20 protein-coding genes and 1 tRNA gene are annotated in these 20,672 nt (G+C 60.0%); 12 read left to right on the top strand and 9 right to left on the bottom strand.

Annotated elements, in window-relative coordinates; genetic code table 11:
• Nucleotides 1-194 precede the first annotated feature (194 nt).
• The 3 genes from GHK62_RS28395 (at nt 195) to GHK62_RS28385 (ending at nt 2,947) form a co-directional block, all read left to right on the top strand.
• Entirely contained in the window at nt 195-926 is a 732-nt protein-coding gene (locus GHK62_RS28395; RefSeq protein ID WP_153442285.1) for a hypothetical protein, read from the top strand.
• 182 nt (nt 927-1,108) lie between these two features.
• Nucleotides 1,109-2,599, top strand: a complete 1,491-nt coding sequence (locus GHK62_RS28390) for a D-alanyl-D-alanine carboxypeptidase family protein (protein ID WP_153442284.1) — start codon at nt 1,109-1,111, stop codon at nt 2,597-2,599.
• Between the two features lie 78 nt (nt 2,600-2,677).
• Nucleotides 2,678-2,947 (top strand): hypothetical protein, encoded by a 270-nt coding sequence (locus GHK62_RS28385; RefSeq protein WP_153442283.1) that lies wholly within the window; start codon nt 2,678-2,680, stop codon nt 2,945-2,947.
• 66 nt (nt 2,948-3,013) lie between these two features.
• Here the strand turns inward: GHK62_RS28385 and GHK62_RS28380 are convergent, their stop codons facing one another.
• Nucleotides 3,014-3,451, bottom strand: coding sequence for a DUF1489 family protein (locus GHK62_RS28380; RefSeq protein ID WP_153442282.1), 438 nt, complete (start codon nt 3,449-3,451; stop codon nt 3,014-3,016).
• 156 nt (nt 3,452-3,607) lie between these two features.
• Nucleotides 3,608-5,008 (bottom strand): L-serine ammonia-lyase, encoded by a 1,401-nt coding sequence (locus tag GHK62_RS28375; RefSeq protein WP_153442411.1) that lies wholly within the window; start codon nt 5,006-5,008, stop codon nt 3,608-3,610.
• A gap of 577 nt (nt 5,009-5,585) precedes the next feature.
• Between GHK62_RS28375 and GHK62_RS28370 the strand changes: the two genes are divergently transcribed.
• The 3 genes from GHK62_RS28370 to GHK62_RS28360 all read left to right on the top strand — a co-directional run bounded on the left by GHK62_RS28370 (nt 5,586) and on the right by GHK62_RS28360 (nt 7,995).
• Nucleotides 5,586-6,290, top strand: a complete 705-nt coding sequence (locus GHK62_RS28370) for a DUF599 domain-containing protein (protein WP_153442281.1) — start codon at nt 5,586-5,588, stop codon at nt 6,288-6,290.
• 211 nt (nt 6,291-6,501) lie between these two features.
• Nucleotides 6,502-7,518 (top strand): heparan-alpha-glucosaminide N-acetyltransferase, encoded by a 1,017-nt coding sequence (locus tag GHK62_RS28365; RefSeq protein WP_153442280.1) that lies wholly within the window; start codon nt 6,502-6,504, stop codon nt 7,516-7,518.
• A gap of 3 nt (nt 7,519-7,521) precedes the next feature.
• Complete coding sequence (locus tag GHK62_RS28360) at nt 7,522-7,995, top strand: methyltransferase family protein (RefSeq protein WP_153442279.1); 474 nt, start codon at nt 7,522-7,524, stop codon at nt 7,993-7,995.
• 39 nt (nt 7,996-8,034) lie between these two features.
• Here the strand turns inward: GHK62_RS28360 and GHK62_RS28355 are convergent, their stop codons facing one another.
• Complete coding sequence (locus GHK62_RS28355; protein ID WP_136504391.1) at nt 8,035-8,421, bottom strand: MerR family transcriptional regulator; 387 nt, start codon at nt 8,419-8,421, stop codon at nt 8,035-8,037.
• A 71-nt stretch (nt 8,422-8,492) separates the two neighbouring features.
• Nucleotides 8,493-9,908, bottom strand: coding sequence for a magnesium transporter (gene mgtE, locus GHK62_RS28350; RefSeq protein WP_153442278.1), 1,416 nt, complete (start codon nt 9,906-9,908; stop codon nt 8,493-8,495).
• A gap of 361 nt (nt 9,909-10,269) precedes the next feature.
• On the opposite strand from mgtE, the gene GHK62_RS28345 reads away from it, so the two are divergent.
• The 3 genes from GHK62_RS28345 to GHK62_RS28335 all read left to right on the top strand — a co-directional run bounded on the left by GHK62_RS28345 (nt 10,270) and on the right by GHK62_RS28335 (nt 11,586).
• On the top strand, nt 10,270-10,773 hold the full coding sequence (locus GHK62_RS28345; protein ID WP_153442277.1) for a peptide deformylase: 504 nt from the start codon (nt 10,270-10,272) through the stop codon (nt 10,771-10,773).
• A 70-nt stretch (nt 10,774-10,843) separates the two neighbouring features.
• A complete protein-coding gene (locus tag GHK62_RS28340; RefSeq protein ID WP_153442276.1) occupies nt 10,844-11,104 on the top strand; it encodes a hypothetical protein in 261 nt (86 codons plus the stop codon).
• Between the two features lie 113 nt (nt 11,105-11,217).
• On the top strand, nt 11,218-11,586 hold the full coding sequence (locus tag GHK62_RS28335) for a hypothetical protein (protein ID WP_153442275.1): 369 nt from the start codon (nt 11,218-11,220) through the stop codon (nt 11,584-11,586).
• A gap of 147 nt (nt 11,587-11,733) precedes the next feature.
• Here the strand turns inward: GHK62_RS28335 and GHK62_RS28330 are convergent, their stop codons facing one another.
• From GHK62_RS28330 to GHK62_RS28315, 4 genes are all read right to left on the bottom strand, one after another.
• The gene (locus GHK62_RS28330; RefSeq protein ID WP_153442274.1) at nt 11,734-13,281 is read right to left on the bottom strand and encodes a SpoVR family protein; all 1,548 of its coding nucleotides are present in this window, start codon (nt 13,279-13,281) and stop codon (nt 11,734-11,736) included.
• A gap of 2 nt (nt 13,282-13,283) precedes the next feature.
• Nucleotides 13,284-14,609: a YeaH/YhbH family protein gene (locus GHK62_RS28325; protein WP_153442273.1), complete on the bottom strand. Its 1,326-nt coding sequence runs from the start codon at nt 14,607-14,609 to the stop codon at nt 13,284-13,286.
• 25 nt (nt 14,610-14,634) lie between these two features.
• Complete coding sequence (locus GHK62_RS28320; RefSeq protein WP_153442272.1) at nt 14,635-16,584, bottom strand: PrkA family serine protein kinase; 1,950 nt, start codon at nt 16,582-16,584, stop codon at nt 14,635-14,637.
• 867 nt (nt 16,585-17,451) lie between these two features.
• Nucleotides 17,452-17,536, bottom strand: a tRNA-Leu gene (locus GHK62_RS28315).
• 192 nt (nt 17,537-17,728) lie between these two features.
• Between GHK62_RS28315 and lipB the strand changes: the two genes are divergently transcribed.
• Nucleotides 17,729-18,475 carry a lipoyl(octanoyl) transferase LipB gene (lipB, locus tag GHK62_RS28310; RefSeq protein WP_153442410.1) on the top strand — a complete coding sequence of 249 codons (747 nt, stop codon included), beginning with the start codon at nt 17,729-17,731 and terminating at the stop codon, nt 18,473-18,475.
• A 52-nt stretch (nt 18,476-18,527) separates the two neighbouring features.
• On the opposite strand, the gene GHK62_RS28305 is transcribed toward lipB, so the two are convergent.
• Nucleotides 18,528-19,421, bottom strand: a complete 894-nt coding sequence (locus tag GHK62_RS28305; protein ID WP_167528388.1) for a DMT family transporter — start codon at nt 19,419-19,421, stop codon at nt 18,528-18,530.
• 269 nt (nt 19,422-19,690) lie between these two features.
• On the opposite strand from GHK62_RS28305, the gene GHK62_RS28300 reads away from it, so the two are divergent.
• On the top strand, nt 19,691-20,098 hold the full coding sequence (locus GHK62_RS28300; RefSeq protein ID WP_153442271.1) for a helix-turn-helix domain-containing protein: 408 nt from the start codon (nt 19,691-19,693) through the stop codon (nt 20,096-20,098).
• A gap of 140 nt (nt 20,099-20,238) precedes the next feature.
• A partial coding sequence (locus GHK62_RS28295) for an alcohol dehydrogenase catalytic domain-containing protein (RefSeq protein ID WP_153442270.1) occupies nt 20,239-20,672 on the top strand: 434 nt, incomplete at its 3' end.

Genomic DNA, 20,672 nt, shown 5'->3' with positions numbered 1-20,672 from the left:
GGCCGGTTCCGTTGTCCCCGGAACCGGCTTTTCTTTTCCGAGGAGCCCGCCCCGCCGGCGCTGACCCAAAGTGCATTTCACCGAAAATTAACCATATTCGTCGACCGTCGAAGGTGACCATCCCGGCCAGACCAACTCCTTTCCTCGATCCTGGATTGGGGCACAACAAAAGCCACCGCGACGGACGATCCTGCATGAATGCGCCATCCAGCGGCCCCGAACCGGAACTTTCGCCGCTCCTCTCACCGCGCCTCGTCTACAAGGTTGCCGCGGTCGTCGTTCTGCTGGCGGCACTGACCGTGATCGTCTCGATTTCCGGACACCGGCTTGGGGCCAGGCTCGCGCTTGCCGGACACACCTCCAGTCAAGAAATCTACGACATCTTCATCGGGCAGGATCACCTGCGGCTACCGGCCAACATCATCCGCTTCGAAAGCCAGCGCGCGACGAGTATTGCCGAGCGCATCGACCTTTACCTGACCTGGCCGGCGCTCGAAGGCTATGGCGAGAATACCCGGAACTTGTTCGACGATATCAACCGGCCAGAAAACCTGATCTTTCTGCAACTCTCACAAAGCACGATGTCGCAGGACATGTCGGGACGCCTGGAGCCTATCTATCGCCACATCCTCAGCAACGAGGCGCATCCCGGCCCCGCCGGCTTGATCCGGCACGACGCCAAGTCGAATACAAGCTACGCCGGTGAAGTTTTCTTCACCGCGGACCGTGCCGGGCGATCGCCTTACGTGCTGCGCTGTACCCTGCCCGCGGACGCCGAAGCATCGACCAGCGCCGACTGCCAGCGCGACGTGCATGTCGGCAAGGATCTCACCGCGCTCTATCGTTTTTCGAGCAAGCTGCTGCCGCAATGGCGACTGATCGACGATTCCGTGGAAACCTTCGTTCGCAGCCGGCTGGCGCCCTGATTTTGTCCAAGAGTCGTGGTGCAGGCGAAGCGCCGACCCGGTTGGGTTGACCGGTGCCGTTCCTGAACAAAACGGCCCGCTCCAGGAAACCAATCATTCATCATAAACCGATTGGTAACGCTATCCCGATACTGTCGCAGGAACGGTCGTTTCCGGCGACATGTCCGGACGGCATCCATGACATGAGAATAAAGAGCAGCGTAGTGTCTCAATCCGTTTTTTTTGATATCGCGAAACGCCCGCTTGGCGCCTTTTCAAAAATCGCAGGACGGATTGTCCTCGCCGGCGCCGTTGCCCTATTGGCACTCTCCGCGCCGGCAATGGCCAATTCGAAATACGCCGGCATCGTCGTCGATGCGAAAACCGGCAAGGTGCTTTACGGCGAGGATGCGGACGAGTTGCGCTATCCGGCGTCTCTCACCAAAATGATGACGCTGTATCTTACGTTCGAAGCGCTGGAAGCAGGACGGATCAGCAAGTCCACGCCAGTTCCGTTCTCCAAGAACGCCGCGGCAGAACCCCCATCCAAACTGGGTGTGCGCGCCGGCAATTCGATCACCGTCGAGCAGGCGATCCTCTCGCTCGTGACGCGCTCGGCCAACGACGCTGCCACGGCACTGGGCGAACTCCTGGGCGGTTCCGAACAGCGTTTTGCCCGGATGATGACCAACAAGGCGCGTGCGCTCGGCATGACGCACACAACCTATCGCAATGCCAACGGCCTGCCGAACCCGGACCAGAAGACGACGGCCCGTGATCAGGCGCGGCTTGGCATCGCGCTCAGGCAGCACTTTCCGCAATATTACGACTATTTCTCTACGCGGAGCTTCCGTTTCGGTAAGCAGACGATCGGCAACCATAACCGGCTGCTTGGTAATGTCCGCGGTGTCGACGGCATCAAGACCGGTTACACCCGCGCCTCAGGCTTCAACCTGGTGACCTCGGCACAGCTCGACGGTCGCAGCATTGTCGCCGTCGTGCTGGGCGGAACGTCCGGTGGTGCTCGCGACGCCCAGATGCGCAAGCTCGTCGCCAAATACATGCCGGCCGCTTCGCGCCGTGGCGGCGGCAACCTGATCGCCCAAACACCGACCGCCGAACCGCCCGTTGCCGCCGTTGCGCAGGCCGAAGTCAAGCCTGCGGCAGCGCCCGTTGCGGTCGCCTCGGCTGCCATGAATCTGCCCAATACCGGCCCGGTTCCGGACTTCCGCTACAGTGGCGAAAGCTCCAGCCGTATGGAAATGGCCTACGCTGCAACGCAGCCAGTGTCCGACAATCCGGTGCTTACTGGCAAGATCGCGCCGAACACACTCGACGCCCAGAGCGCCAAGCTCGCCGCAGAGCCGGCGGCCGGGGATGTCGATACCCAGATCACCAACTCGGTTGCCGCCAAGGTAGAGACCCAGCCGGAACAACAGGCGCAACCACAGGGTTGGGTCATCCAGATCGGCGCAACGCCTGACAAGGCGCAGGCGATGACGCTTCTCGGCAACGCCAAGGAAAAAGGCGGCAAGACGTTGCGCAACGCGACACCGTTTACCGTCGCCTTCTCGAACGGCGGTGGCCAGGTCTACCGCGCACGTTTCGGCGGCTTCGACGACCAGGACAAAGCTGTCAATGCATGCAAGGTATTGAAGAAGAAGGGTTTCGCTTGCTGGGCGAGCCAGATGTAACAAACACGACTTTCTGACGGCGGGGTGCGTTTTGCCCGGCCGTCTTCCTCGGAATTGTAGAGCGTAACGAGGTTGGTCATGGCAGTGAACGAGAATGTTCCCGGTGTTACCGTGATGCCGGGAAAGAAAACGAGATCTTCACGCATCGGTCTGCATCCGCTGCATGAGGCCGCCATGCGCATCGCCGACATCGGCTTGACCCGCTCGAAAGCGAAGACGCGCGATCTCGTCGGGATGCTTTTGACGCATGGCGCGCGCGCTTGGCGCTCGACCCAGCCCCGCGCCGGCATCCACCTGCATGTGACCGCGCCCGGCCGTCGTTATCCGCTCCGATTGCGCATCCACTGATTTCCAGGAATGTCGAGGGCTCTCCCCCGTAATTCCGGATGGAAGGACACGCCTTCCTGGAATTGCTTAGAGAAGGCCGAGTTCCGCCAGTTCGCGCCGCAGTTCCAGCGGCATGTCCGCCTCGCCGGAGGAGAGCGAAGCCAGGTCGCGCGGCGCCTCGTTGTCCTGCAGATAGCGCCATCCCTGGAAAGCCCGGCGCGGCTGCAGCTCGGTTTCAACCACTTCCGGTCCGAGGATGAGATTGCAGCGGCCGATGCCCTCGCCGTCGGTGAAGGTTTCTATCCCGATCAAAGGCTGCCGCGCCTGCACATGCCCCTTGATCACCCAATAGAGTGAACCACCGGCAAGCAGTTCCTCGGTCCGTTTCGGTACCATCCGGGTCGTATGGAACGAATGGGGCTCCTGGCCGGCCGCAATCGCAGCCAGCGCCTTGCGCGAAACCCACTCGCGCAGGTCCTCGACCGATTCTGCGCCGACACAGAGCTTTATGAGATGCAACGCCATAGGAAACCTTGAACACCCGTCCGCCGGCCGTGGTCAAGCGTGTTGAAGCCGTTCGTCCACAAGAGCGCCCCTCAGCCGACCTCATCATCCTATGGCAGGATTGGGGCAGAAAACCGCGTGGTGGTTTGCGCTGCGGCTCCCGCAAACGCCGAGGCGTCAGCACTCGACGACATTCACCGCGAGACCGCCCGTGGAGGTTTCCTTGTATTTCTCACTCATGTCCACGCCGGTTTGCCGCATGGTCTCGATGCAGGCGTCGAGCGGTACGAAGTGCTTGCCATCGCCCTTGAGGGCAAGGGAGGCCGCCGTGACCGCCTTGACGGCACCAAGGGCATTGCGTTCGATGCACGGCACCTGCACGAGCCCGGCGACAGGGTCGCAGGTCATGCCAAGGTGGTGCTCGAGCGCGATCTCAGCGGCGTTCTCGATCTGCTCCGGTGTGCCTCCCATTACGGCAGCAAGACCTGCAGCCGCCATGGCGGAGGCCGAGCCGACCTCGCCCTGACAGCCGACCTCTGCGCCCGAGATCGAAGCATTATGCTTGATGATGCCGCCAACGGCTGCGGCGGTCAGCAGGTAATCGCGGATGCCCTCCTGATCGGCATCGTCATGGAAATGGAGATAATAGCGGATGGTCGCCGGGACGACGCCGGCGGCGCCATTCGTCGGCGAGGTCACAACTCGGCCGCCGGCCGCATTCTCCTCGTTGACCGCCATCGCGTAGACGCTCAACCAGTCGTTTGCGAGCAGCGGATTGGTCTTGTTGGATCGCCACTCTTCCTGAAGCTTGTCGTGAATCGAACGCGCACGCCGGCGAACCTTCAGGCCGCCCGGCATGATGCCGTCCTGGCTCAAACCCCGATCGATACAGCTCTTCATCGCTTCCCAGATCCGGTCGAGGCCGGCGTCGAGCTCGTCCCTCGACATCGAGCATTCCTCGTTCGCCCGCTTCATCTGGGCGATGGTGAGCCCCGAACGAGCCGCCATATCGAGCATCTGCTGCGCCGTTGCAAAAGGATAAGGCACCTTCACGCCCGCAGGCTTGTTCTTGGCGGCGCGCATCGCCTCGAGCTCCGTATCGGTCACGACGAAGCCGCCGCCGATCGAGTAGTAGATCCGCTTCAAGAGCAACCGTCCGTCGCGATCGAAGGCCGAGAAGGACATGCCGTTGGCGTGGCCGGGCAGAGGCACTTTCTTGTCGAAGACCAGGTCTGTTTTCGGCTGGAAGGCGTAGGGCGGATGTCCGGCAGGCGCGATGCGGCCTGTGCGTTCCACCTCGTCGATGATTGCATCCATGCTGTCGGGATCGACGAGATCCGGACGCTCGCCCATCAGGCCGAGGATAACCGCTCGACCGGTGCCATGGCCGATGCCGGTATGCGCGAGCGAACCGTGCAGACTGACCTTGATGGCGGCGACGCTCGCATGTGTCGGTCGCGGCCAGTCGTCGGAAAGGATGAGGTCGAGAAACCTGTTTGCCGCCGACATTGGTCCCATCGTGTGCGAACTCGAAGGACCGATACCGATCTTGAAGACGTCAAAGACGGAAAGAAACATAAACTGCCTGCCCCGGAGCACGGAAACGCCGTCAGGTATACCACCCGAAGCGCCGATGATTGCAAGGCCGACACCCACTTGGTTCCTCCTTGGAGCCAGCGGTGTCGGCTACCCTATAGATATAGGATCGAACCCTAAGCTATCCCATCCCCATCGATCAGGCGATCAACCGACATTGGATTTTGTTCGTGCGACATGACGCAAAAGCGAGTTGCGAGAAGGTCACCTTCGAATCAAAACGACGCGGTCTTGGGAAACCGCGTCGCCCTGATGGAATGCTTCGATCTCAAAGGCCGCCGAAAAGATAGGCCAGGACCAGAACGCCTGCGAAACCAGCCACGGCGCGAACAGTCACGCCCCAGCACGACTTCTGTATTGTATTGTCCATGATGTCTCCGAGTACACAGAGGTCGGCGGGCACTGCATCCGCGGCCCGCGCATGCGCCATGCATACTGAAGAATGTGTTAAGCTGCAACTTCGAAATGTGGCAAAATCGTGTCGAGGCGACATTGGGGGCCAAACAGCGCCAAGAGTACCGATCTTGCATTTTCAGACAGCCATGCCAAAAACGCCTGCATGACCCTCGAAGATTACATCGCACTCGGCATCTTCGTCCTGCTATGGGGCGGCTTCAACTGGGCGACCGACGGCCGGCGCACTTTCAAGCGCGTCAGCCTGACCCGGCTAATGAACGAAAACCGCCGGCGATGGATTCGCAATTCGCTCAACCGCGACCTGAAGATGATCGACACACAGATCATTGCCGGATTGCAGGCCGGCACCGCCTTTTTTGCCTCGACCACCATCTTCGCGCTCGGCGGCTGTTTCGCTCTGCTCGGCGCGACCGACCAGGTGCAGATGATCTTCAACGACCTTCCGCACGTATTCCGGGGCGGACGGACGGGCTTCGAGCTGAAGGTCGGCGGCCTGACCTGCCTCTTCGGCTACTCCTTCTTCAAATTCGGCTGGTCCTATCGCCTTTTCAATTATTGCTCCATCCTGATGGGCGGCATTCCGATGACGGCGGAAATGACGCGCGACCGGCAGGCGGCCGAGCAGGCCGCCGAGCGTGCAATCCGCATGAACATCCTGGCGGCCAAGCACTTCAATGCGGGACTGAGGGCGATCTTCCTGTCGATCGGGTATCTTGGCTGGTTTATCAGCCCCTATGTTTTCATCGTCCTCACCGCCTTCGTCATCTTCGTGCTGATGCGGCGGCAGTTCTTCTCCGAGGCGAGAGAGGCTCTCATCGAGGACGCCCGCGAGGCTCTCAAAAACTGAGATCGGCGCGACAGCGCCGCGCGTCCAATCGGCCGGGCAAAGGCGCTGTAGCACTTTGAATTGCTGCATGATTTTGTCCTTAAATCGATTCCGGTTTAAGGAAGCATGCAGTAGGGAGACACGCGCTGCTCCTCAGTCGAAGAACATCCGCGCGTGGCCGGCGCAAGCCAGACATGCGAACTTGTCTCGAAAAACAGAATGGCCAGAGCCGATGTCCGAAAACACAGCAACAACGATTTCCGATACGCGACACGCGTCATCTGACATAAAAAAGCGTCATCGGATCGCCCTTCTGGATGCGCTTCGGGGCTCAGCGCTCGTCACCATGGCAATCTATCACTTCGTCTGGGATCTCGAGTTCTTCGGGTATGTGACGGCGGGTACGGCGGCGACGGGCGGCTGGCGGCTTTTCGCCCGTCTCATCGCAAGCAGTTTCCTGTTTCTGGCGGGCTACAGCCTTGTGCTCGGCCAGCGTCCAAATCTTCGCCTGCGCGCCTTTGGGCGCCGCTTCGTGAAGATAGCCGGTGCGGCGCTGCTGATCAGCATCGCGACGTGGTTCGTCTTCCCGGATTCTTTCATTTTCTTCGGCATCCTTCATTCGATCGCCGCCGCAAGTCTTGTCGGCCTCCTGTTCCTGCCACTTCCCGCGATCGTTTCCTTCGTCGCCGCGGCGGCGGCTTTCGCTGCGCCGCTCTACCTGCGTTCGTCCATTTTCGATACGCCTCTGCTCTGGTGGGTCGGACTTTCCGAAACGATTCCACGCTCGAATGACTACGTGCCTCTCCTTCCCTGGCTTGCCCCCTTCCTGGTCGGCCTTGGAACGGCAAAGCTGCTTCACCCGTTCCTCATCAGCCGGGGAGCGTCGACCAAACGGGAGGAAAGCCGGAGCAACCTGTGGATCAAGCCGCTTGCCTTCGGCGGCCGTCACAGTCTGGCCATATACCTCGTACACCAGCCGCTGCTCATCGGCCTCGTCTATCTCTTTGCCCAGATCGCACCCGCCGCAGCACCGGACCCGGAACAAGCTTACCGCGCAAACTGCGTGGCAGCTTGCAACCGCTCAGACCCTGGTGCGCCATGCGAAGCGTTCTGCGGCTGCACGCTCGACCGGCTGAAAGAACAAAGCCTTTTTGGGGACTTAAACATGGGCAAGATCGACGTGAACACCGATGAACGCATTGCGCGAATCGCTCGTCAATGCACAATGGACGTGCAATCAGGGGACTAGGACATGAATGCCTATCGTGCCAAGCCGCTGAATTTCCCTTGGCCCGCCGTGCTTTATGGCGCGGCCGTTCTGATTGCGCTGACGTTCAACCGTTTCTTCCCCATTCCGGTCGCGAACGGAACCGGCTGGTTTGCGTGGCTCACCGGATGCGCCATGATCTTTGCGGCGATCTCGATCAGCCTGTGGGCCGTAAAGACACTGCTCGACCGGCGCACCGCGATCCTGCCGACCCGGTGCGCCACCTGCCTCGTTACCTGCGGTCCTTTTCGCTTCACCCGCAATCCGATCTATCTCGGCTACACGCTGCTGATGATCGGCACCGGATTGATAACAGCCAACCCGTGGCTTTTCATCGCGGCGATAGCGGCTGTGGCGCTGACAACCGTCTTTGTCATCCGCAATGAAGAGAGACATCTGCTGTCGCGCTTCGGCTTCGAGTTCGAACGCTACTGCCGCCGTACCGCCCGGTGGATCTGACCCCGACCGCCACCTTTTGGACAAGCCTTTCGGCCCGCGCTAGGTGCCGACGCCGATTTCCGCGAGACGCGTCAGGCAGGCCTCCTCGACATTGTCGAGCTCGGCGAGCGTGTCATCGATATCCTTGCGCTTCTGCCGCAATTCTTCGCGCTTTTCCTCGACGCGCGTCATCAGAAGCTGGAGCTGGCCCATCTCGCCCGGCGGATCTTTGTAGACCTGAATGATCTCGCGAATTTCGGCAATGGTGAAACCGATGCGGCGGCCGCGCAGGATTTCCTTGATGAGATGGCGGTCAGCCGGCCGAAACAATCGCGTGCGGCCGCGGCGCTCAGGATGAATGAGGCCTTCATCCTCGTAGAAGCGCAGCGTTCGGGTTGAGATGCCGAATTCCCGCGTTAGCTCAGTGATGCTATAGTATTTATTCACGCCGCCGTCCCATCAAATTTCGAGGCGTCACTATCGTTGACTTTGACGTAAAAGTCAAACAACGCGCCGTGTCATGTGACGTGAAACCACCACGTGGCGATGCCGAGAAAGCTGAAGAAGCCGGTTATGTCGGTGACCGCAGTGACGAATACGGCAGAGGAAACGGCCGGGTCCGCACCGGATTTTTCGAGGAGAAGCGGAATCATGATGCCGGCGAGCGCGGCGGCCATCATGTTGATCAGCATTGCCGTGGCGATAATGCCGCCGATATTGGGATCTTGGAACCACAGGCCCGCCACCAGGCCGATGAAAGTCCCGAAAATCATGCCGTTCAGGAGCCCTACCCCGGCTTCGCGGCGAATGATCCGCGGCGCATTGTGAATGTCGAGGCCGCGGGTTGCGAGCGCGCGCACGGTCACGGTCATGGTCTGCGAACCCGCATTGCCGCCCATGCCGGCCACAATCGGCATCAGGATGGCCAAAGCCACGATCTGCTGGATGGTCGCATCGAAAAGGCCGATGACCGAGGCGGAGATACAGGCCGTCATCGAGTTGATGAAGAGCCACGGCACCCGCGAGCGCGAGGCCTCAGCAACGGAGTCCGACAGTTCCTCGTCGCCGACGCCGCTCAGGCGCAGCAGGTCCTCCTCCGCTTCTTCCTGGATCACGTCAACCACGTCGTCGATGGTCAGCACGCCCACCAGTCGGTCGTTGTCGTCGACGACGGCGGCCGACAAGAGGTCGTACTGTTCGAAAAGCTGGGCCGCCTCTTCCTGGTCCATCTCGGCGGGGATGGCATGGCTGGTATCGCGCATAATGGCATCGACCTTGATCGACCGCTTGGTGCGAAGGACACGGTCGAGATCGACGGTTCCGAGAAGTTTGAAAGTCGGGTCGATGACGAAGATCTGCGTGAAACTGTCGGGAAGATCCTCGTCCTCGCGCATGTAGTCGATCGTCTGACCGACGGTCCAGAACGGCGGCACCGCGACGAATTCCGTTTGCATGCGCCGGCCGGCGGTGCTTTCCGGATAGTCGAGCGAGCGACGCAGGCGAACGCGCTCGGTGAAAGGCAGCTTGGCGAGGATCTCTTCCTGATCCTCCTGATCAAGGTCCTCCAGAATGTAGACCGCATCGTCGGAGTCCATCTCTCCGATAGCCTCGGCGATCTGCTCGTTAGGCAAATGTTCGACGATGTCGAGACGGATCGCTTCGTCGACCTCAGTCAGCGCCGCGAGATCGAACTCCTTGCCGAGCAGCGAGACGAGCGCCAAGCGTTGTTCCGGCTGGATGGCTTCAAGAAGGTCGCCTAGTTCGGAGGCGTGAAGGCCGGCGACGTGCTGACGCAGATAGATGGTGTCGCGATCGGCAATCGCGGCGCCGACATGCATCAGGAAGTCGGAGCGCACAGAGCCGTCGTCGGCATAGATATCCGAGCCGTCATAGGCGGTGGCTTCTTCCGAACGGTCGTCGTCGATATTGCTCATAGAGCCGCCCTCGAAAAACAAAGCCGCCCGAATCAAATGGGTCGAAGATCCCGAAAGGCGAGCGTGCCATTCCAAATGACGGCCGTTCCCTCGAAAGAGAACGGCGTCTTGCCTTGCTACAGCGCTCCCGCATTCCTCCCCGCAAGGTCACTGTAACGCTTTGAATTACTGCGTGATTTTACCGTCGGATCGATTCCGACCCCGGAAGTCATGCAGTAGCGCAAAGCTCCGGCGAGGTCCACAGGGCAGAAGGTGCGAATGAAGAACCGGCGAAAGTTTTGCGCAAGCTGTTGCAAACGCATATGGAAGCCGTAAATCAAGGAGCCGAAAAGGCATGTGGCTGCCAAGCTAGGGGCCGGGTATGGCTGTTCTCCCCATCGTACGCTTTCCGCACCCGGTGCTCACCACCGCGGCCGAAACGATCGAACGTTTCGACGGCGATCTTCGGCAACTCGCAACTGACCTTCTTGAGACGATGCACGCTGCCCCGGGGATCGGCATTACCGCAAATCATGTAGGTGTTCTGCGACGGCTGACGGTGATCGAACTGGATCGGACAAGCGGCCCACGGGTCTTCGCCAATCCGGAAATTATCTGGCAATCCCAAGACTTGATGCGGCATACGGAAGGCAGCGTCTCGATGCCTGGCATCTCAGAGGAAGTCGAGCGACCGCGTGCGGTACGCGTGCGCTATCAATCGCTATCCGGCGAAACACTGGAAGAATATGCAGAAGGACTGATGGCGATCTGCCTGCAGCACGAGATTGACCAGCTTTCCGGTATTTTCTGGACGCATCGGCTTTCCCGGCTAAAACGCGAACGCGCCGTCAAAAGGTTCGAAAAACTGACCAGAGGTGAGCGGTGAATCCAGTCCAACGAGTTCAATAGTGCTTCAGTTGGGATCGCCGACGTTACGATGCATCAAGGGATATAAAATGAAAGCATTGCGCCTGATACCTGTTCTCGCATTAGCCCTGGCCGGATGCACGGCCACCCCGCCTGATCTCGAGCCCCTCCCCGGCAGCTTCACCTATGGTGAGAAGGCGGCGGAGCGCAGAACACAAGCAGCGCCCGGGACAATGATACAGCATCGTTTCCTGCATCAGGGGACCATGGTTTTCGAAACATACGAGGTCCAGCCGGACCATTCCTATAAGCTCGTTCGCCGCAGCGTCCAGGATAGCTGGGCGCCCTGACCTGACACCGCCGCTCGCGGACTACAGCGTCGCTGCCACGACGTCACCCTCGGCGCGGAACATTGTGATCGCCGCCTCGTTCTCCATTGGTAGAGATCAATGGAGATTATCCGATGGCCAAGTATCTCGATGAACGCGGCGATCCGGTCTCGAAAACGCATGACGCGGACAGGGAAGAATTCTCCCCCCGGGAAACCAGACCGGGAGGCCTCGGCCTCCGTGTCCTGGCGGTACTCACAGCCGGACTGTTTCTCGCCTTGCTCGCCTGGGGCGCCGTTGAACTCTGGGGCGAAGGCAACGACAACGATCAGGCAACGGAACAGACGCAGCCTGCTCCATCGTCAGAACAGACCGGCAGCGTCGGCAACCAGACCCCCGCACCCGCCGATGGCCAACCAGCGCCGACCGACAGAAGTCCTACTGCCCCGTCGGGAACCGGCGGTCCGTCGCAACAGACCTCGCCTGACGGCACGACGAAATAGCGGCTCTCCGGCTGGTTAATGCCGGCGTAAGCGCTTCCGCCCCCTAGCGCACGGTTACTTCGGAATCAAAATCATGCGGCAATTCAAAGTGCTGCAGCGAATTCTGCACGTCGGCGCGCGCCGCTGTGACGTGCCAAACGACACCATCTATTCGAAAGCCTGCGCCGTCGAGCACTCATAGAGCACGTCGTCGGTTTCCGCATCAATGCCGGCGAGGCTGACGTCGTACCCCCAAAGATGGCGCACGTGCCGAAGCGTGGCGTCGCGGCTCGCTTCATCCAAGAGGATGCCGTTCTTCACGTTGTGCTGCAGGCGCAGGTGGCGATCGCCCAGGAGATCGACGTCCACGACCTGGATGTCCGACTGGTTCGCCGCGACATCATAGCTGCGTGCAAGCGCAGTGCGTATAGTTTCGTAGCCGCGCTCATTATGGATCGAGGCGACCTCGCAGTAGTTGTCGCCGGCCTCGTCCGTCAGCAGGAACAACCTGAATTTGCGGATTAACGCAGGGCTCAGATATTGCAGGATGAAGGATTCGTCGCGATGGTTCGCCCAGGCGTCGATCAGCGTCTCCCGCCATTTGCCGCTGCCGGCGATCTCGGGAAACCAATCACGATCTTCCGGCGTCGGATCGGTGCAGACGCGCTGGATATCCTGCATCATTGCAAATCCCAGCGCATAGGGATTGATGCCGGGAAAGCGCGGGTCGTCGAAAGACGGCTGAAAGACCACGTTGGAGTGGCTGTGGAGCATCTCCAGCATGGAGCCTTCGCTGATCCTGCCCTGATCGAAAAGCCTGTTCATGATCGTGTAGTGCACGAAGGTCGCACAGCCCTCGTTCATCACCTTCGTCTGCCGTTGCGGATAGAAGTACTGGGCGATGACCCGCACGATACGCAGGAGTTCCCGCTGCCAGGGTTCCAGGATCAGGCTCGTCTTTTCGAGGAAATAGAGCAGGTTTTCTTCGGGCAGGTTGAGTTCCTTCTTCCGCTCCGAAGCGTCGCGCTCGGCCTCCTTGGATCCGTGTCCGTCCGGTGAGGGCGGGAGCGTTCTCCAGAGATCGCTGTAGGTCTGCTCTTCGTATTCAAGTCGCTCGCGGGCACGCTCCCGTTCCTTCTCGGACGAAAGCCGCGGTGGACGACGATATCGGAAGACGCCTTGATCCATAAGTGCGTGGGCGGAATCGAGAATGACCTCGACTTCGGACGTTCCGTAGCGCTCCTCGCATTTGGCGATATATTTCTTGGCAAACTCCATATAGCTCAAGATGGCGCTGGCGTCAGTCCACTGCTGGAACAGGTAGTTGTTCTTGAAAAAGTGATTGTGGCCAAAGGCTGCGTGCGCCGTCACCAGGGCCTGCATGGCCATGGTGTTCTCCTCCATCAGGTAGGTGATGCAAGGATTGGAGTTGATGACCAATTCATAGGCAAGGCCGCGGCGACCCTTGCGGTAGAGGTGTTCCTCGAAAACGAAACGCTTGCCGAAGGACCAGTGCTGGTACATCAGCGGCATCCCTACAGAAGAATAGGCGTCGAGCATCTGCTCGGAGGAGATGATCTCGAGCTGGTTCGGATAAACGTCGAGCAGGAGTTCATCCAGCGCGATCGTTTCGATCGCATCATAGGTGCGCGACAGCGTCTCGAAGTTCCAATCGGAATCGCGAAACAGAAGATTTGAGGCTGCGCCCTTTGGCATTCCTATCGCCTTTCAGTGCGCAGTTGCATGGTTGGCTGCCGTGCGAACAGCTTCCGGAAAACCGGATAGATATCCGACGGTCTCGCAATGCGGGTCATCTGGAAGTTCGACCATTCGCTGTCGACCGTGCGATAGGCACGCCAGAGGGACGTACCATTGTCGGTCGTACCGAAAATCTCCGTCTCGCGCTCATCTATGATTTCAACATAGGCATAATATTGGCAAAGGCGCATCACCTGCCGGTGGAGAAGCGAAACGCAAAGGTCCGAGTCCCCGGCGCTGTTTTCCCCGTCGGAGGCCTGAGCCGCGTAAATGTTCCATTCGCGCGCCGGATAGCGCTCTTCAATGATGCGGAGCATCTCCTCGATGGCCGTGGAAACAACCGTGCCGCCGCTCTGCTTGCTGTAGAAAAATGTGTTCTCGTCGACCTCGCCCGCCTCATCGGTGTGGCGAATGAAGACGATGTCTATGCGCTTGTAGCGCCGCTTGAGGAAGAGATGCAGGAGGACGAAGAAGCGCTTGGCCAGATCCTTCTCCCGCTCGCCCATCGAGGCAGAGACATCCATGAGGCAGAACATCACGGCGCTTGCATTCGGCAGCGGCTGGGGCTCGAAGCGATTGAAGCGGATGTCGACCGGATCGACATAGGCAATGCGGCGACGGCGGCGCTCCAGCTTGTCCAGTTCCTCGCGCAACGCCTCGATGCGTTTCTGGTGGGCGCCACTCGTATTCGATTCCGCCTGCAGCTTGGCAAGTTCGTCGGCGACCGCGGCGACGTCCGCACGACTAGGCCTCCGCAGCGCGATGCGGCGGCCATAGCTGTTGCGCATCGTGCGCCCCACATTGATGTTCGTGGGCGAACCCGACGTCGCAAAACCGGCCCGACGAGGCTTGAACGCGACGGATTCCTTGAGATTGAGCTTCACCATGTCGGGGAGTTCGAGATCCTCGAAAAAGAGATCGAGGACTTCGTCGCGCGACAGCACGAACTGGAAGTCGTCTTCGCTCTCACCCGTTCCCGCCCCCTTGCCTGAGGCGCCGCCGCGCGCGCTTGGTTTCGGGAGGCGATCACCCGGCGAGAATTCATGATTGCCGGGCAGAACATACTGTCTCTCGCCGGTGGTCGGGGATGGCTGGAAGGATGGCTCGCCGACGCCACGCTCGGGCATGGGAACACGGTGCTCCGCATCGACGTCCGCGATCTTGCCTGCTTTGATCTGTTCCTTGATCGTCCGTTTCAGCTCTTCCCGCGCCCGTTTCAGAAAACGCCGCCGGTTGCCGAGGCTCCTGTCCTTCGGATTAAGGCGACGATCGATGAAATTCGGCATTGGCAAACCCCCAACGTACGCATCATTAGCCTGCCTTATTCACTCGCATGTACCAATCGACGAGCCGCCGAACCTGGCGTTCAGTGTATCCGCGCTCAATCATGCGCTGGACGAACTCGGCATGCTGCTTTTCGGTGGCGCTGTCCTTCTTGGAGCCGAAACTAATGACAGGCAGCAGATCCTCGACCTGACCGAACATACGCTTTTCGATGACTTCGCGCAGCTTTTCATAGCTCGTCCACGAGGGATTGCGGCCGCTGTTCTTGGCGCGGGCACGCAACGTGAACTTCACGACCTCGTTGCGGAAGTCCTTGGGATTGGCGATGCCCGCCGGCTTTTCGATCTGCGACAGCTCGCTGTCGAGAACCTTCCGATTGAGGATCTGTCCGGTGTCCGGATCCTTGAAGTCCTGGTCCTCGAGCCACGCATCGGCGTAGGCAATATATCGGTCGAACAGGTTCTGGCCGTATTCGCTATAGGATTCCAGATAGGCTTTCTGGATCTCATGGCCAATGAATTCGGCATAGCGCGTGGCCAATTCCGACTTGATGAAGTCGAGATAGCTTGCCTCGATTTCCTTCGGAAACTGTTCGCGTTTGATCGCCTGCTCCATGATGTACATCAGGTGCACGGGATCGGCGGCGACCTCCTTGGTGTCATAGTTGAAGGTCTCCGACAGCACCTTGAAGGCAAAGCGGGTGCTGACGCCCGTCATGCCCTCGTCGACGCCGGCCGCATCACGATATTCCTGCACCGACTTTGCCTTCGGATCGGTGTCCTTCAGGTTCTCGCCGTCATAGACCCGCATCTTCGTGTAAAGCGGCGAGTTCTCATGCGGAGCAAGGCGGGTCGACACCGTGAACCGGCTCAAGCACTCCAGAACTTCGGGCGCGCAAGGATTGTCGACCAACTCACTTTCGCGAAGGAGCTTCTCGTAGATCAGCTTCTCTTCGGTTACGCGCAGGCAATAGGGCACCTTGACCACCAGAATGCGGTCGAGGAATGCCTCATTGTTCTTGTTGTTCTTGAACTGAAGCCACTCGGATTCGTTGGAATGCGCGAGAACGGTGCCCTGGTAGGGAAACGCGCCGAAATTCTCGGTGCCGTTGTAATTGCCTTCCTGGGTCGCCGTCAGCAGCGGGTGGAGGACCTTGATCGGCGCCTTGAACATCTCCACGAATTCAAGCAGCCCCTGTGTGGTGCGGTTCAGGCCGCCGCTGTAGGAATAAGCGTCCGGATCGGCCTGGCTGTAGTTTTCGAGCTGGCGGATATCGACCTTGCCGACAAGCGAGGAGACATCCTGGTTGTTTTCGTCGCCGGGCTCGGTCTTCGCGATGCCGATCTGGCGCAAGCGGGATGGCATCAGTTTGACGACGCTGAATTTCGAAATGTCGCCGCCGACTTCGTCCAGCCGCTTGGCCGCCCAAGGCGAGATCAGACCGGTGAGCCGCCGTCTGGCGATTCCATACTTGTCCTCAAGAAGATCGGCCATGCGCTCCGGATGGAACAGACCGAGCGGGGATTCGAAGACGGGGCTGATCTTGCCGTTGACCATCAAAGTGTAGATGGGGCGCGCTTCCATAAGCTTCTTGAGCCGCTCCGCCAACGAAGATTTGCCGCCGCCAACCGGCCCAAGTAGGTAGAGAATTTGCTTGCGCTCTTCGAGGCCCTGCGCGGCATAGCGGAAATAGCCGACGATCCGCTCGATCGTATCCTCCATGCCATAGAAGTCAGAGAATGAGGGATAGATCTTGATCGTTCGATTGGCGAAGATTCGCCCGAGCCGTTCGTCCGCGCTCGTATCGATGAGGTTCGGCTCTCCGATGGCCTCCACCATGCGCTCTTGCGCGGTGGCGTACATACTCTTGTCGTCGCGGCAGGCGAGGAGATATTCTTGCAGACTTATCTCTTCCTGCGCTGCACTCGTATAGATCTCTGAAAAGAGATCGAAGACGTCAGATTCACTCCTTGTCATCATGCTCTCCCGCGGGAGGCCGGTCAACCGAGACGGGTTCGCTGCCTGTTGGCTCCCTGCTTACAGTGAACTGTTTCCTGCCTCCAAAGTTCCTCAATAAGTTGCGGTTTAGCAGGCGGATGCCGAAGCAGTGGCCAACGGTGAGCACCCGCCTTTGCGGCACGGCGCACGGCGCTTTCAAAATGGCGCGACGGGCACCGTAATACTTTGAATTGCTACAGGTCTTATCCGTAAAGTCGAATCGGATATAAGAAATCATGCAGCAGGTTCGCCGCTCTGTCACCCCATCATATTGGCCGCTTTTCACAATTCCGCGATGGCGAAGCGGATTCGCGTCCAGCCTCTGGCTACTTTTCCGATTTTGCGACGAACGGCTTTTTCTACCGCGGCAAGGTCCCACAGAACCCGTGCGCGGGCGAAACACAACTCGCCTTCGTCTCCGTGGCCCGCATTCGGGCCGGGCGGAAAATGCTGCAGAGACCCCATGGCCAGATCTGGCACAGCGCGGCGGCGGCCCCACTCGCTCGCTCGTAAACTTGCGTCGGCGACGCCGCTTGATGGCTCTCGTTAGCAACACAATATGGCATTTTGGTCGCGGGTGCTACCGAAGGCGTTCGTTTTAATCTTCCAGCGCGAAATGCGAGTGGCGTCCTGCAGCGGCTCGCGGCGGTACCGGATCTAGGATACTACAGCGCCGCGCGCCTAATCAGACGCGCAAAGGTCGCTGTAGAGCTTTGAGTTGCTGCATGATTTGGCCTTAAATCGATCCCGCTTTAAGGAAGCATGCGGTAGTGCATGCAACTCGACGCCCGGAAATAAAAAACCCCGTAGAACCGAACGGTTACGGGGGCTTTTTAACTCTCAATTTGGTGCGGTCGAGAAGACTCGAACTTCCACGGGTTGCCCCACAGCGACCTCAACGCTGCGCGTCTACCAATTCCGCCACGACCGCATCGTGGTAGGTGCCGATTGCGTCGGCGGGGCTGCATGTAGCAAAAGCCTTTGGGGTGCACAAGGGCAAGACGACAGAATTTTGACGAGAAAAGAAACTATTTCAACAGCCCCCTCGCGAAGCACTGGAAATGCTGGACTCTTGGCCCGCGCCATCCCATGTACGGAGGCGGAAAACCAGGAATACGGCCACATGCAGCGCGACAATCTCGATCAAACCATGTTTGCACCGCCAGGATCGCCTGCGGTGCGCTGGCGCATTGCCCCGTCCCTCGTCGACTATCCACAGGCGGTCGAAACCATGGAACGGGAAGCCGCGGCAATTGCCGCCGGCACGGCGGACGAATTGGTCTGGCTGGTCGAGCACCCGCCTCTTTATACGGCGGGTACAAGCGCCGAGGCCTCAGACCTGGTGATGCCAGACCGTTTCCCTGTCTTTGCGACTGGCCGGGGCGGCGAATATACCTATCACGGTCCGGGTCAGCGGGTCGTCTATGTCATGCTTGACCTAAAGCGCCGCCGGCAGGATGTGCGCGCCTTTGTCGCAGCGCTCGAGGCAGTCATTATCACCACTCTCGATTCGATGAACGTCAAAGGCGAACGCCGCGAGGACCGGGTGGGCGTATGGGTGCGTCGCCCGGAAAGGCCGCCATTGCCGGACGGATCGGCGGCCGAGGATAAGATCGCTGCTATCGGCATCCGGCTCCGCAAATGGGTGAGCTTTCATGGCTTCGCGCTGAATGTCGATCCGGACCTCGATCACTTCGGCGGTATCGTGCCCTGCGGCATCCGCGGCTACGGTGTCACCAGCTTGGTCGATCTTGGCCTGCCGGTCATGATGCCCGACGTCGATATCCGGCTTAGGGAGGCATTCGAATCGGTCTTTGGACCGACGCGCGTCGATAGCGACAGTCTCCAACCCTTGGCTCCCTCGGCCTGAATCCGGCCGCCCGTCGCATAATTCGTCATATCTGTATGGTGGCCGGCGAAACTTACGCTCGCTTTTGCTTCTGCGCCTGCCGCTCCCGCCATATGATGTACAGCCCGGACGCGACGATCACGAGAATGCCGAGCCACTTCGATGGTGTCGGAAAGTCGCCGAACACGATATAGCCGAGCGCCGTAGCCGAGACGATTTCGAAGTAATGGAATGGTGCAAGAAGCGATATCGGCGCTGCCTGAAATGCCTTGACGACAAGGAGATGGCCCCAGCCCGAAATGGTCCCGAGCGCAATAACGAGCACCCATCCGAGCGCCGATTGCGGCAGTGACGGTTCGAAGTCGGCGGCGCCCAATCCATTGCCGACGGCGATCACTGCCGCCATGAACAGCGTGCCGCCTATGCCGGCGATCGTCTGCATCGTCAGTGGCGGATCGGCGCTGCCAACAGCGCGGTTCAGGAAGAGGTAACAGGCAAAGAGGAAGGCGCAGGCGACCGGCAGCAAGGACGTCAGGCCGAACACGGCAAAGCTCGGCTGGATGACAACCATTGCGCCGCCGAAGCCGACTGCGATCGCCGACCATCGACGCCATCCCACCCTCTCGCGCAGGAGCAGCGCTGAAAGGCAAGTCAGGATGAACGGCTCCACGAAGTAGATGGCGAACACGTCCGCGAGCGGCATGTATTTCACTGAAACGAAGAAAAAGAGCGCCGCCGCCGCGAGCAATACGCCGCGAAGAATGTTCGGCCAGAGCCGCTTCGGATAAAACGCCCGCAGCCCGCCCGCCGAGAGCAACAATGGCGCCGTCGATACAAGTTGAAAGAAGAAGCGGTAGAAGGTCACTTGCCCGGGCGACATGCCCTCATAGACCGCCATATATTTCGCAATCGCATCCATGCAGGGCAGGATGAGCATGGCGAAGAGCATGATCGCCACGCCGCGCATAATGGGATTGTGCGGCGCCACGGCCGCTGGGGCATATTCGTTCACGGGCAGATTTCCAATGTCGGGGCCGAAACTTAGCTCGTTTCGGCAAGGTTTCAACATGCGACTGATAGTGAGCCGCATTTGACCGCGTTTTTGACGTTCCGAGGTGGTCCGTCGACACCGCAATGCCTATAAGCTGATTTCAACTCGCCCCGCAGCCGGAAGCCAGGGGCGCTTCCGGCAACCATCCGGGCCCCTTGAACGCACCCGCGCCAAAGGAGAATGCCATGCGCTTGTCCACCGAAACCATGATCGCGCGTCTTCGCGAAACAGGAGACGGCGACACGCTTGGGGGACGCATCTGGAGAGCGCGTGACGCCGCGAATCTTTCCATGACGGAACTGGCGGATCGGCTTGGCGTACGCTGCGAAACCGTTGCGGCATGGGAACGAGACCGTGCCGAACCTCGCACCAATCGCCTCTTCATGCTTGCTGGCGTGCTGGGTGTCACTCCAGCCTGGCTGATCGCCGGCATCGGCCGCGCCCCTGACGACGATGCCGCCATAGGCTCGACGGAGGCACTCCGGGACCAACTCGATCTTGTCAAGAAACTGCACGCTCAGGCCGGCGAGGCCATCGCCGCGCTCGAAGCGGAACTCGATCGCATCCATCGGACCACTCGTCCAAGACGGTAAGCGACGCCGAAGCGCGTTTTCCGCCCGCAGTCCAATTAACGTAGTAGAATAACTTATCGCCGATTCCAGCTTAGCGCACCGACTGCCACAATGCTGACTATCGGGCCGCTGCCAGCAAGCATTTACAAGGGAGAAGAGACATGGACGTACGCGCCGCCGTCGCCACTCAGGCCGGCAAACCTCTGGAAATCATGACGGTTCAGCTCGAAGGCCCCCGCGCCGGCGAGGTGCTGGTCGAGGTGAAGGCGACCGGCATCTGCCACACCGATGATTTCACCCTCTCCGGTGCCGACCCGGAAGGGCTGTTCCCGGCGATCCTCGGCCACGAGGGCGCCGGTATCGTCGTCGACGTCGGCCCCGGCGTCACCAGCGTGAAGAAGGGCGACCACGTCATTCCGCTCTACACCCCGGAATGCCGCGCCTGCCCGTCCTGCCTCAGCCGCAAGACCAATCTGTGCACCGCCATCCGCGCCACCCAGGGCCAGGGCGTCATGCCGGACGGCACCTCGCGGTTTTCGCTCAACGGGGAGAAGCTGCACCACTATATGGGCTGCTCGACCTTTGCGAACTTCAC

The organism is Sinorhizobium terangae (assembly GCF_009601505.1).
In the GTDB taxonomy this organism is placed as follows: Bacteria; Pseudomonadota; Alphaproteobacteria; order Rhizobiales; family Rhizobiaceae; genus Sinorhizobium; species Sinorhizobium terangae.
Note: the sequence above shows the minus strand (reverse complement) of the source record. Positions and strands in the feature narration are given on the sequence as shown.

Bases quoted from the DNA above. Each gene is read 5' to 3' on its own strand.
- GHK62_RS28395 (WP_153442285.1), top strand. From the start codon at position 195: ATGAATGCGCCATCCAGCGGCCCCGAACCGGAACTTTCGCCGCTCCTC.
- GHK62_RS28390 (WP_153442284.1), top strand. From the start codon at position 1,109: ATGAGAATAAAGAGCAGCGTAGTGTCTCAATCCGTTTTTTTTGATATC.
- GHK62_RS28385 (WP_153442283.1), top strand. From the start codon at position 2,678: ATGGCAGTGAACGAGAATGTTCCCGGTGTTACCGTGATGCCGGGAAAG.
- GHK62_RS28380 (WP_153442282.1), bottom strand. From the start codon at position 3,451: ATGGCGTTGCATCTCATAAAGCTCTGTGTCGGCGCAGAATCGGTCGAG.
- GHK62_RS28375 (WP_153442411.1), bottom strand. From the start codon at position 5,008: ATGTTTCTTTCCGTCTTTGACGTCTTCAAGATCGGTATCGGTCCTTCG.
- GHK62_RS28370 (WP_153442281.1), top strand. From the start codon at position 5,586: ATGACCCTCGAAGATTACATCGCACTCGGCATCTTCGTCCTGCTATGG.
- GHK62_RS28365 (WP_153442280.1), top strand. From the start codon at position 6,502: ATGTCCGAAAACACAGCAACAACGATTTCCGATACGCGACACGCGTCA.
- GHK62_RS28360 (WP_153442279.1), top strand. From the start codon at position 7,522: ATGAATGCCTATCGTGCCAAGCCGCTGAATTTCCCTTGGCCCGCCGTG.
- mgtE (WP_153442278.1), bottom strand. From the start codon at position 9,908: ATGAGCAATATCGACGACGACCGTTCGGAAGAAGCCACCGCCTATGAC.
- GHK62_RS28345 (WP_153442277.1), top strand. From the start codon at position 10,270: ATGGCTGTTCTCCCCATCGTACGCTTTCCGCACCCGGTGCTCACCACC.
- GHK62_RS28340 (WP_153442276.1), top strand. From the start codon at position 10,844: ATGAAAGCATTGCGCCTGATACCTGTTCTCGCATTAGCCCTGGCCGGA.
- GHK62_RS28335 (WP_153442275.1), top strand. From the start codon at position 11,218: ATGGCCAAGTATCTCGATGAACGCGGCGATCCGGTCTCGAAAACGCAT.
- GHK62_RS28330 (WP_153442274.1), bottom strand. From the start codon at position 13,281: ATGCCAAAGGGCGCAGCCTCAAATCTTCTGTTTCGCGATTCCGATTGG.
- GHK62_RS28325 (WP_153442273.1), bottom strand. From the start codon at position 14,609: ATGCCGAATTTCATCGATCGTCGCCTTAATCCGAAGGACAGGAGCCTC.
- GHK62_RS28320 (WP_153442272.1), bottom strand. From the start codon at position 16,584: ATGACAAGGAGTGAATCTGACGTCTTCGATCTCTTTTCAGAGATCTAT.
- lipB (WP_153442410.1), top strand. From the start codon at position 17,729: ATGCAGCGCGACAATCTCGATCAAACCATGTTTGCACCGCCAGGATCG.
- GHK62_RS28305 (WP_167528388.1), bottom strand. From the start codon at position 19,421: ATGCGCGGCGTGGCGATCATGCTCTTCGCCATGCTCATCCTGCCCTGC.
- GHK62_RS28300 (WP_153442271.1), top strand. From the start codon at position 19,691: ATGCGCTTGTCCACCGAAACCATGATCGCGCGTCTTCGCGAAACAGGA.